The sequence below is a fragment of the Aeromonas sp. QDB31 genome, assembly GCF_027707605.1.
GTDB lineage: Bacteria > Pseudomonadota > Gammaproteobacteria > Enterobacterales > Aeromonadaceae > Aeromonas > Aeromonas media.
This window is the reverse complement of sequence record NZ_JAPCIX010000006.1, coordinates 1-11,383: the sequence shown is the minus strand read 5'-3', so window position 1 is coordinate 11,383 and position 11,383 is coordinate 1. Positions and strand designations below refer to the sequence as shown.

7 protein-coding genes are annotated in these 11,383 nt (G+C 56.6%); all 7 read left to right on the top strand.

Annotated features, from left to right (window positions below; translation table 11 throughout):
• The first annotated feature begins 514 nt into the window (after positions 1 to 514).
• Positions 515 to 1,450, top strand: coding sequence for a TIGR01212 family radical SAM protein (locus tag PG898_RS08135; protein ID WP_270823833.1), 936 nt, complete (start codon positions 515 to 517; stop codon positions 1,448 to 1,450).
• 371 nt (positions 1,451 to 1,821) lie between these two features.
• On the top strand, positions 1,822 to 3,966 hold the full coding sequence (locus tag PG898_RS08130; protein WP_218409100.1) for a type I secretion system permease/ATPase: 2,145 nt from the start codon (positions 1,822 to 1,824) through the stop codon (positions 3,964 to 3,966).
• Positions 3,959 to 5,374, top strand: coding sequence for an HlyD family type I secretion periplasmic adaptor subunit (locus PG898_RS08125; RefSeq protein ID WP_041205981.1), 1,416 nt, complete (start codon positions 3,959 to 3,961; stop codon positions 5,372 to 5,374). Before PG898_RS08130 ends, PG898_RS08125 begins: the two co-directional genes overlap by 8 nt.
• Before the next feature lie 35 nt (positions 5,375 to 5,409).
• Entirely contained in the window at positions 5,410 to 6,741 is a 1,332-nt protein-coding gene (locus tag PG898_RS08120; RefSeq protein WP_005328118.1) for a TolC family outer membrane protein, read from the top strand.
• Between the two features lie 99 nt (positions 6,742 to 6,840).
• A complete protein-coding gene (locus PG898_RS08115) occupies positions 6,841 to 7,611 on the top strand; it encodes a transglutaminase-like cysteine peptidase (protein WP_420885093.1) in 771 nt (256 codons plus the stop codon).
• 3 nt (positions 7,612 to 7,614) lie between these two features.
• The gene (locus tag PG898_RS08110) at positions 7,615 to 9,540 is read left to right on the top strand and encodes an EAL domain-containing protein (protein WP_270823834.1); all 1,926 of its coding nucleotides are present in this window, start codon (positions 7,615 to 7,617) and stop codon (positions 9,538 to 9,540) included.
• Between the two features lie 271 nt (positions 9,541 to 9,811).
• The coding region (locus tag PG898_RS08105; RefSeq protein ID WP_270823835.1) for a retention module-containing protein at positions 9,812 to 11,383 on the top strand (1,572 nt) is incomplete at its 3' end.

The window sequence follows — 11,383 nt, the reverse complement described above, 5'->3', positions numbered from 1 at the left end:
CTCCAAACTAATGGGATTTTCGAGCAAGGTCAATTGGACATCCCGCTTGTTTGCAATGTTACACTGCCATAACAAAATGCGGGTTTCAGAGATACAATTCGATTTTATCTATATAAAAAACTATTTATTTTATTTTTTAAAGTTTATTGGGCTAGTAATGGAGGGTTTGGTGGTTGACTGCTTCGCGTCACTGAACTGTAGTAATTTTACCAATCCATTCCGTCAGGGGTGGGCGGGGATCACATTTCAGGATCCTGCATCTTGCATTTATTTGTATGCGGGCTATGGGAGATTTTTTCAGTACTAACAGCCGGTTAGAGGGGATGAATTGCTTCCGTTTTCCCTCTTTGTATGAGGCCTGTGGTTTCCAAAAGTAACCTTAAAATCCTGTCTGTGGGTATTTATCGCACGCAATGTGAATATTTATATGATTTTTGGCGGCGGGACAGCTTGATCCAGCTCAGTCTGACGTGGGGCCCGTGCCAGTACAATGACAGCTCATATTGGAGGTGTCATGCAGTTACACGAACTCATCAATACATTCGGCCAGGATCTAAAGCAGCGCCACGGTCAGAAGATCCACAAACTCTCCATCCACGGCGCCTTCACCTGTCCTAACCGGGATGGCACTCTGGGCCGCGGTGGCTGCACCTTCTGCAATGTTTCCTCTTTTGCCGACGAGTCGGCCCAGCAGCTCTCGGTGGTGCAGCAATTGCTGGCCCGCCGGGACGAAGTGACCCGTGCCAAGCGTTATCTCGCCTACTTTCAGGCCTATACCAGCACCTATGCCGAGGTGGAGTACCTGCAACGCATGTATGAGGAGGCGCTGTCGGTCAGCGACATGGTGGGGCTCTGCGTGGGCACCAGGCCAGACTGTGTGCCGGATGCTGTGCTGGATCTGCTGGCGGGGTATCAGGCCCGTGGCTACGAGGTATGGCTGGAGTTGGGGCTGCAGAGCGCCAACGACAAGACATTGCAACGGATCAACCGGGGTCACGGCTACGCCGCCTATGAAGACGCGGTTAGCCGGGCCCACGCAAGGGGCATCAAGGTCTGTGCCCATCTGATTGTCGGTTTGCCCGGTGAGGTGCCGATGGACAGTCTCAATACTCTGCATCGCATCGTTGCGACCGGGGTCGAGGGGATCAAGCTGCATCCGCTCCATGTGGTGGAGGGGAGCATCCTTGGCAAGGCGTGGCAGGCGGGGCGGCTCGACGTCTTGAGCCTGGAGCAATATGTCGAAGCGGCGGTTGCCATGATCCAGCAGACTCCGCCCGAAGTGGTTTATCACAGGATCTCGGCGTCGGCACGCCGTCCGACCCTGCTGGCGCCTGCCTGGTGCGAGAATCGCTGGACCGCCATGGCTGAAATTGCCACTGAGCTGGCTCGAACCGGCCCACAGGGGAGTGCGTTGGGCCGACCCTTCTCACTCGCTTGTGCTCATCAGTGACGACTCTAATTTCATTAAAAAAACAGAGGGTTATTAGATGAAATTCAGTCTTTGCAGTATAGTTTCGTTCAAGTCGCCTTGATAAGATGGTCGGCTTGAAAAAGACATTGTTATCAATAACTCTTTAGTAATTAATGTACCCGGCAGGATATCTCGTCTCCCTTGCCGTTATTAAATGACGTGCTTGGCTCCTTTCGTTCCGGCTTGACGATGTGCGAGTCTGGCGATGATATTCGATGTCACTGCTCAGTGCGCTAATTGGGTTGTCGGTTCGCGATGATGGAAGCTGCTCTGCGTTCACAGGTCGCCACCGGGTTCCGGGTGATGTACTCCCTGCGACAACCGTCTGAATCATGTTTTGACAGGATGCTATGCAAGCAGAAACCAGCCATATAGATGAGCTACTGGAGTGCCTGGTCTTTTTGACCCGTTTCTATGGTGTGCCCAATAGCCAGGATGCCCTCACAACGGGTTTGCCACTGGTCTCGGGCCGTCTGAGCACGGCACTCTTCAGCCGCGCTGCCGAACGTGGCGGTCTGTCCGCCCGTGAGGTCATCCAGCCACTCGAACAGATATCCCCCCTGCTGTTGCCCTGCGTCTTGCAGACGCGCCATGGCGGCGCCTGCATCCTGCTGGAATGGAGCAAGGACAGGAGCCAGGCCAAGGTCATCTTCCCCCAGGCCGGTGACGCGGCGCAATGGGTCAGCACCGCCCAGCTGGGCGACGAATACAATGGCCGGCTGTTCTTCGTCAAGAAGCAGTTCAAGTTCGATGAGCGCTCCCCCAAGGTGCTGGAGACCCGGGATGGTCACTGGTTCTGGAGCACGTTGTTTGAATCCCGCGGCATCTATCGCGATGTGCTGATTGCCTCCATCCTCATCAACCTCTTTGCGGTGGCCAGCCCCCTGTTCACCATGAATGTCTACGACAAGATAGTCCCCAACCTGGCATTCGACTCCCTCTGGGTGCTGGCGGTGGGGGCCATGGTAGTGTTCACCTTCGATTTCGTGATGCGCCAGTTGCGCAGCTACTTCATCGATATTGCCGGCAAGAAATCGGACGTGCTGCTGTCGGCCAAGATCTTTGCCAAGGTCATGGGGATGAAGATGGAATCCCGCCCGGCCTCGACGGGGGCGTTTGCCAAGCATCTGCAGGAGTTTGAATCGGTGCGGGAGTTCTTCACCTCCGCCACTGTCTCGACCCTGATTGATCTGCCGTTTGCGGTGTTCTTCCTCTTCATCATCTGGCTGTTTGCCGGTGTCATGGTGGTGGTGCCCATCGTCGCCATGCTGATCCTGGTGGCCTACAGCTTCTACATCCAGGCACCCCTCAAGCAGTCCATCGAGGAGGGCTCTCGCCTGGCTTCCCAGAAGAACGCCAACCTGATCGAGAGCATATCCGGCCTTGAGACCGTCAAGATATTCGGCGCAGAGAGCATGTTCCAGCATCGTTGGGAGCAGGCGGTGTCCCACATTTCGACCTGGGGTGTGCAAACACGACGCATCACCAACTCCATGTCCTCTCTGGCGAGTTACATCCAGCAGGTGGTGACCGTAGGACTGGTCATTGTCGGGGTCTACCAGATTTCTGAAGGGCTGGTGACCATGGGAGGCATGATTGCTGCAGTCATGCTGTCCAGCCGCGCCATCGCACCCATGGTGCAGCTCTCCGTGCTGTCGACCCGCTACAACCAGGCCAAGTCTGCCTTGGAGATCCTGGAGAAGATCATGATGACGCCGGGCGAGCAGGAGGAGGGCAGGCAGTACATCCACCATCCTGTCATCCAGGGGCGTATCGAGTTCGAGAACGTCTCTTTCAAGTACCCGGGCATGGAAAGCAGCACCCTGCACAACATCAACCTGCGTATCGAGCCGGGGGAGAAAGTCGCCATCATAGGTCGGATAGGGGCGGGCAAGACCACCCTGGAGAAGCTGTTGATGGGACTCTACCGACCCACTGATGGTCTGGTGCGCCTCGATGGCTTCGAGCTGGATCAACTGCCGCCGGCCGCCATCCGCCGCAATATCGGCTGTGTGCCGCAGGATGTGACCCTGTTCTTTGGCTCGGTGCGAGACAACATCATGCTGGGCAACCCGCTGGTAGACGATGCCCGGGTCGTTCGCGCCGCCAAGCGGGCCGGTGTCACCAACTTTACCAATCGGGATCCCAATGGGCTGGACAGGCAGATAGGAGAGGGGGGGCGCCAGCTCTCCGGTGGTCAGCGTCAGGCCATTTTACTGGCCCGTGCCCTGCTCAACGATCCGCCCATTCTGGTGATGGATGAGCCCACGTCCAACATGGACAACCAGTCAGAGATGCATGTGAAGCAGGAGCTGGCAAGGCTGGGGCCCGAAACCACCCTGATCCTCATCACCCACAAGACCTCCATGCTGGATGTGGCTTCCCGGGTCATCGTCGTAGAACAGGGGAAGATAGTGGCTGACGGCCCCAAAGAGGCGGTGCTGCAACAACTGAAGGAAGGCAAGGTGCGGGTGCAGGAGACGGCCAATGGCTAACAACTGGTTCAAGAGAACGGCATCAGACAAGGTGTTGCCCGCTCCCGAGCACCTCGAGTATGTCGATGATGGTGCCGCCGCCGTCTTGCTGAGCACACCAACCCGCGCTAGGGTGCTGCTCTGGGCCTGTTTCCTGTTTTTCATGAGCGCCATCGTCTGGGCAGCCTGGGCCGAGCTTGACGAAGTCACCATCGGCCAGGGCAAGGTGATCCCATCTCGCCAGTTGCAGGTGATCCAGAACCTGGAAGGGGGGATCGTCAAAGAGATCTTCGTCAAGGAGGGGGACATAGTCGAAAAGGGGCAGCCTCTGCTGCGCATCGACGATACCCGCTTCAAGTCGGACTTTCGCGAGCGTGAACAGGAGCTGGTGATCCTCAAGGGCGACATCGCCCGCCTGCGTGCCGAGATCCGCAGTGTGGTGGTAAAGCGAGAACCCAACCTCGGCTGGCGTGAGCAGGTGGTCATCGACAAGCAGCCCATCGTCTTCCCCGAAGGATTCGAGAATGTCTTTGCGGAATACGTGGCCCGTGAAAAGTCGGTACAGGACGAGCGGCTCAACAATTTGAACAATCAGCTCTACATTCTCGGTCAGCAGATCGAGCAGAAGGAGCAGGAGACCATAGAGCTCAATGCCAAGATCAGGACAGTGAGCCGCAGCGTGGATTTGGCCCGTCAGGAGCTGAACATCAGTCGGCCTCTCGCAAAAGAGGGTATAGTTCCCCAAGTGGAGCTAATCAAACTGGAACGACAGGTCAACGAGATGCAGGGAGAGCTGGAAGCCAACCGGTTGCTCATCCCCAAACTCAACTCCGTGCTGCGGGAAACCATCTCCAAACGCAATGATATCGCCTTGAAGTTCAGAGCGGACTCCCAGACCGAGCTCAATGAACGCCAGGGTAAGCTGAGCCAGTTGTCAGAGGGCCAGGTCGGTCTGCGAGACAGGGTCGATCGCACCAGCGTGATTGCGCCTCTCAAGGGCACCATCAAGAAGCTCAAGATCAATACTCTGGGCGGGGTTGTTCAGCCTGGCATGGATCTGATGGAGATAGTGCCGCTGGAGGATACCCTGCTGGTGGAAGCCAAGGTATCACCCAAGGACATCGCGTTCCTGCGACCCGGGCTGGAGGCCGTGGTCAAGATAACCGCTTATGATTTCACTGTTTATGGAGGTTTACATGGCAAGGTTGAGCAGATAAGCGCCGACTCGATCCAGGATGAGGAGGGCAACTCCTTCTATCTGGTTCGGGTGCGTACCGAGAAGAGTTATCTGGGCGATGAGCTTAACGCACTTCCCATCATCCCCGGTATGTTAGCCAGTGCAGATATTATTACTGGTAAAAAGAGTGTCCTAGACTACTTGCTGAAACCCATCTTGAGGGCTAAGCAGTCGGCACTGAGAGAACGATAAGCCAACAATCTAAAAACAACATGACTGGAGATACCATGAAGAAGACGATTGTTGCCATGCTGGTTAGTGGCACCATACTGTTCCCGGGCCTGAGCCAGGCACAAACACTGGAACAGTCAGTGGCACAGTCACTGGCTACCCATCCGAAAATCAAGGAAGCTTTTGATCTCTATCAGGCACGACTGTATCAGCATGATGGGGCCAAGGGCGGCTACTATCCCACCATCGATCTACGTGGCGGCGTGGGTTACGAGAAGACCGACAGCCCCTCGACCCGTGCGGCGGGCGCCAACTCGCAGACGATCGATGATTCCATGACCCGCAAGGAGGCCGGGATCAGCCTGCGCCAGATGCTGTTTGACGGTTTCGATGTCAGCAGCAACGTGGCACGGACCGATGCCGCCGCCCAGGCCCAGCGTCTTGCCATGATCTCCGAGGCGGAGAACACGGCGCTGCGTGTGGCCGAGGTGTACCTCAACATGCTGCGTCAGCAGGAGATCCTGGAACTGTCCAAGCAGAACCTCGAAACCCACGAGCAGATCCGTAGCGACATCCAGAAACGGACCGATTCCGGTCTTGGTTCGACGGCGGACCAGACCCAGATCGATGGGCGTGTTGCGCGGGCCTACTCCAACCAGGCTGCGGCAGAGAACAACTACCGGGATGCCGAGAGCGAGTTCATCCGTGTCGTGAACGAAGTGCCCAAGGATCTGGTGCTACCGGCCCCCAACAGCCAGTTGCTCCCCGCCACCCTGGAAGATGCACTGAAGACGGCTACCGAGGTTCACCCGACCCTGTTGTCCTCTCTGCAAGACATCGAAGAAGCCAAGTATCAGCATGAAGGATCCAAGTCCGGGTTCTACCCGAACGTGGCCTTCGAGGTGGATCAGAACTGGAACGAGGATATCGATGCGGTCAAGGGGCGTAACGACGATCTTACCGCCATGGTCCGGATGCGTTACAACCTGTTCCGTGGTGGTTCCGATCTGGCAGAAAGCAAGGCCACCTCGGCACTCTATTCCCAGGCAAAAGATATTCACCTGAACGCCTTCCGTCAGGTGGAAGAGGGAACCCGCCTCGCCTGGAATGCCAAGGAGTCGCTGGCCAAGCAGAAGGTCTTCCTGAAAGAGCACGTGGACGCCAGCTACGACACCGTACAGGCGTACAAGAAGCAGTTTGGTCTGGGACAACGGACCTTGCTGGACGTGCTGAACACGGAAAACGAACTGTTCGAGGCCCGTCGCAGCTACATCACGGCCGAGTATGATTCCCTGTTAGCGGATTACCGTATCCTCAATGCCACCGGGGGACTGCTCAATGCCATGAATGTCCAGCCGCCCGCCGAGTGGCAGGCCAACAACAACTGATGGTTATTGTGCTGATGCCATCTCAGTCAGAAAAAATGGCTGCAGCTTGCTGCAGTCATTCTTTTATGAATCTGGTTTTCAACTGAAGATTGCGATGGAATGCCGCAGGGGAAACATGTGACATCGTGGTACAAGGCTGGGAGTTTCAGGCTCTTTTGGTCAGCATGGTCCATCCGCCCCGTGCAACGTTGGCGGCTCCACCTGCTGTGGCTGGTTCTGTTGTCGATCCCTCTGCTGCTCAGCGCCAGCCAGCCTTTGTCACCAGAAGATCTGACGCTGGTCAAGCGGGCGGAGGAGACGTATGGCCCTCGTGCAGGCAAGCGAGTCACCAGCTGGCGCACTCTGGCCCTTCAGAGCCGGACTGCGGGTCTGGCAGAGCGGCAGAAGCTGGAGAAGGTGAACCAGTTTTTCAATCAGATGCAATTTATCGATGACATCAAGCTGTGGCACAAGAAGGATTATTGGGCGACCCCGCTGGAGTTTTTGGGGGCGGCTGGTGGAGATTGTGAAGACTTCAGCATTTCCAAGTACTTTACGCTGCTTGAACTTGGCATTCCGGATGAAAAAATGCGGATGGTATATGTCAAGGCATTGGATTATAACCAGTTTCATATGGTTGTTGCCTATTATGAAACGCCCGCATCAGTCCCTCTCATTCTGGACAATATTGTCGGCGCCATTCGCCCGGCCAATCAGCGGGCGGATCTGATGCCAATTTACAGCTTTAACGGTAGTCACTTGTGGTTGATGAAGGCGCGTGGTCAAGGGGAACTGGCCGGGCAATCATCCCGCTTGGGATTATGGACTGACTTACGCAATCGCATGACTTCAGGGCGATTGGCTCGGCCTGTGGTGAATTTGGATGATTAACCTATGACGCTCTACAGACAACTATTGGCAACCATGCTGTTACTGTTCGGATTGCTGTTTGCTGCCACCTATTGGGTACAGTTCAATTCGACTCGCAACTATCTGGCGCAGCAGCAGGAAACTACCGTCATCAACACCTCTACCGCCCTGGGTCTGGCGTTGACACCTTATCTGGAGAACGGGGACAAGGTGAGTGCCGAATCCGTCATGAAGGCCGTGTTCGACGGTGGCTACTATCGGTTGGTTCGCCTGGATCTGCTGGCTTCCAAGGATGTCATCGAACTCGAGAACAGCAGCAACATTCAAGGGGTACCGCAGTGGTTCATCGGGCTGGGCCTCTTCCCTGAGGTATCCAACGAATCCATTCTGACGTCGGGCTGGTTGCAACTGGGCAAGCTGAAGATCGTGGGCCATCCGGGACAGGCCTACTACGAGCTCTGGAAGGGGATGAGCGAGCTGGCGACCTGGTTCCTTGTGGGCTTCCTGATCACCACCATACTGCTGATGCGGGCACTCAACTACCTGCTCAAACCGCTCAAGCTCATTTGCGATCAGGCGGTCGAGATAGAGCTTCACCATTTCGGGCACACCATTCCCGAGCCCAAGAGTCGCGAGTTGAAACAGGTGGTGCAGGCCATCAATACCCTCTCGAGCAAGCTGGCGGTGCAGTTCAAGGAGCAGGCCGATGAAGCCGAAAATCTGCGCGCCCGCGTCTATGTGGATGCAGTCTCCGGGCTTGGCAACCGTTCCTACTTCGTGGGGCAGGTCAATGCCTGGATCGCCGAGGCGGGACAGGGGGGTGTCATGTTGGTGGCCGTCGACATGCTGGACGATCTCTATCGTGAAGAAGGGTTTGCCGCGCGGGACAACATGGTCAAATCCATCGCCCAGGTGCTCAGAGAGTTGCTGGATGGCTGGGATGGTGCGGCGCTGGCCCGGATTTCGGCTACCGAATACGCCTTGCTATGCCCTACCGATGAACTGTCACAACTCAAGGATCTGGCGGAGCTGATCAATAGCCGTATCGCCGATCTGGTGGTCAATCCTATGGGTGAGAGCGGTGCACTCTCCGTGGTCGGGATCGCCGGTCGTGATGGCAATGATGATCTCTCTGCCCTGTTGACCAAGGCGGACAATGCGCTGGGCAAGGCCCGCAACGAGCGACGGGGTGCCGTCGTCATGGAAGGGGGAGCGGATCAAGGTTTGATGGGCCGTCTCGCCTGGCGTGATCTGGTGCAGGATGCAATGGCCAGAAACCTGTGGCGCTTCAAGGCACAGCCTGCTTGTCGCTTCGATGATGGCACACGCCTGCATGCCGAGCTGTTCGCTGCCATCTCGCGAGATGGCAGCGACTACTTCGCTGGCCAGTTCTTGCCTGCCATCGAGCAGTTCCAGATGGGCGCCGAGTTTGACAAGACCATACTGGAGGCCTGCTTGCCCTTGTTCAAGCAGCAATCCGAGCTGGTATTGGCGGTCAATATCACCGCAGGATCACTCTGTTCGGATGAGTTCCTGACCTGGCTGAGAGGCTATCTGGCCGTGAACGGCGAGTTGAAGGATAAACTGCTGTTCGAGATCCCAGAGGCCGCCATCATGAAACACAAGCAGCATGTGACCAACTTGGTCGATGTGCTGCGAGAGCATGGCTTCCTGTGGGGGGTCGATCACTATGGTCGCCACTTCCAGTCCCTTGGGTATCTGGAGGAGCTGGCCCCTGCCTACGTCAAGGTTGATCATGGCTATACCAGCCAGATCATGGAGCCGGGAGCGGATACGTCCTTCCTGGCCGCGGTCTGCAGGGCGGCCCACAATGCGGGTGTAACGACCATTGCCACCCGAGTGGAGGATCAACAGCAGGTTGAGATGCTGGCCCGTCTGCACATAGACGGTTATCAGGGTTTCGTTCATCCGGCATTCCCACTGCCGTGAGTCATACCCCCTATACTGAAACGGGCCCCAATAAGGGCCCTTTTTTTATATCTATTTAGAATATACGGAGGAGCTTTTGTTCGATGAGTATGCAGAAGGTCTGAAAAATGTGTTGTTAGTTTATTGATTTACCTGTGTAAAAAAAATTCATTCGATTCGCTGCATCGGATGAAGCCAAACAGATTCAATATTGTACATTTTTGCAACTGAAGCCTGATGGACGCGCATCTAGAGTGTAGGCATCAAGATCTGTCACCCTGGAGCAATGGATATGCGCACCCAAATCATCGACAAAACCGTCGTCGTCTCTTCCGTAGAAGGCAATGTTCAGATCCTGCTTGCCGATGGCAGCAGCCGTCCTCTCCAGCCTGGCGAGATATTGCAGCCAGGAGCCAGACTCAATATTGCCGACGATGCCAAATTGATGTTGGCACCCTACGATGACAGCCCGGCTCCGGCCGATGCAGCCCCTGCTGGCCCGGATATTCCCGCCGATGGACAACCCTCCTCATCGGTCGCCAATCGTCAAGCTGGCTCGCCAGAGGTGTCGCCTGAAATTGCGGCCTTGCAACAATCCATCTTGCAAGGGGTCGACCCGACTCAAAACTTTGAGGCTGCGGCAGCCGGCGGGGCACCTGCAGCGGGTGGCGGCGGTGGCATCGGCGGGGTCGCGGGAGCCAGCGGCAACGGCGGCTTTGTCGTCATCGATCGTATTGGTGATGCAACCATTGCCGCTGCCGGATTCGATACCAGCTATGACACCTTGCCTGAGCAGAATGTGCTTCAGGAAGACGATCTCCTGCCCGAGAATGATCTTGATGATCTGGATGAGTCTGCCGTCACCCTGGAAGACCAAGCCATCAGTGGCAACCTGCTGACCAACAGCAGCAACTCGGATGGCCCGCTCGATGCGTCAATTGTCTCTTATAGCTGGGGCAGCAACACCGGTATTTCGGCTGGCGTCGAGAGTTCATTGGACGGGATAGGCACCCTCATCATCAATGCCGATGGCTCCTATACCTTTACGCCGGCCCCGAACTACTCAGGATCAGTGCCTCCGGTCAACTACGTTGTGACCGATGGTGCCGATACGGATGTCTCCATACTGACGGTTACCATTACTCCCGTGGATGAACCCGTTTCCCTGGAAGGGTTGCAAGTAGACGGTGGTGAGATTGTCCTGAATGAAGCTGCACTGGCAGATGGCAGCAGCCCGGATACTGCGAACCTGACCAAGAGTGGTATCTTCACCTTCAATGCGGCAGATGGTATCCAGAGCCTGGCTCTGGGTGGCGTGGTACTGATCAGTAACGGCCAGGTCATCACCAGTTTCCCGCAGGGGATCCCAAGCCCTCTGGGCAATCAGTTGCTGGTGACAGGTATCAGCTACAACCCGGTGACAGGCGCCGGCACGGTGACTTACAGCTACACCCTGAGCGATAACGAGACCCACAACCAGCCTGCCAATGACACGGCTCTGACCGAGAGTTTCAATGTTGTACTGACAGATAGCGATGGCGACAGCACCAGCGCCAGCCTGGATGTGGTGATACTCGACGACGTGCCGACGGCCGCCAATGACGCAGGGGGGACCCTGACCGAGGATGTGGCGGGCAGCCTGAATGGCAACGTGCTGAGCAACGACGCTGGCGGGGCGGACACCCCGGCGGTGTTCGTGGGGTGGAGCGCGAGCGGGCATGACAACGGAGCGGCGGTCGCCGCGCTGAACAGTTACGGTACCTTTACCCAGGACCCGGTCACCGGCACCTGGACCTATGTGCTGGACAACAGCAAGGCGGCCACGCAGGCGCTGACGGCGGGCTCGAACCTGAGCTACGACGTC